Source organism: Streptomyces sp. SD31 (assembly GCF_052068475.1).
GTDB lineage: Bacteria > Actinomycetota > Actinomycetes > Streptomycetales > Streptomycetaceae > Streptomyces.
In genome coordinates this window covers 1-638 of record NZ_JBQHCX010000061.1, presented here as the reverse complement: position 1 = coordinate 638, position 638 = coordinate 1, and the positions used below count along the sequence as shown (strand labels likewise).

The following is a 638-nucleotide window of genomic DNA, read 5'->3' as shown; positions in this document are numbered from 1 at the left end:
AGCAGGTCGGCGAGGGTCTCGGCGGGCAACAGGCCCTTCTCCAGGACGAGTTCGGCGACGCCGCGGCCGGTGACGAGGGCCTCCTTGGCGATGTCGGTGGCCGCCGTGTATCCGATGTGCGGGTTCAGGGCCGTGACCAGGCCGATGGAGTTCTCCACGCTCGCGCGCAGCGCCTCGGTGTTGGCGGTGATGCCGTCCACGCAGCGCTCGGCGAGCGTCACGCAGGCGCTCTGCAGGTGCGTGATGGACTCCGACAGGGAGTGCAGGATGATCGGCTCGAAGGCGTTGAGCTGGAGCTGGCCGGCCTCGGCGGCCATGGTGATGGCGACGTCGTTGCCGATCACCTCGAAGGCGACCTGATTGACGACCTCCGGGATCACCGGGTTGACCTTGCCCGGCATGATCGACGAACCCGCCTGCACCGGCGGCAGGTTGATCTCACCGAGGCCCGCGCGCGGCCCCGACGACAGCAGCCGCAGATCGTTGCAGCTCTTCGACAGCTTCACCGCGATCCGCTTGAGCACGCCGGACATCTGCACGAACGCCCCGCAGTCCTGGGTCGCCTCCACCAGGTTGGCGGCGGTGACCAGCGGCAACCCGGTGATCTCGGCCAGGTGGCGGCGGGCGGCCTCGGCGTA

At 69.4% G+C, this 638-nt stretch carries 1 protein-coding gene; it reads right to left on the bottom strand.

What is annotated here, in order from left to right; translation table 11 throughout:
- The coding region (locus tag ACTMVF_RS42410; protein ID WP_441276434.1) for a lyase family protein at positions 1–638 on the bottom strand (638 nt) is incomplete at both ends.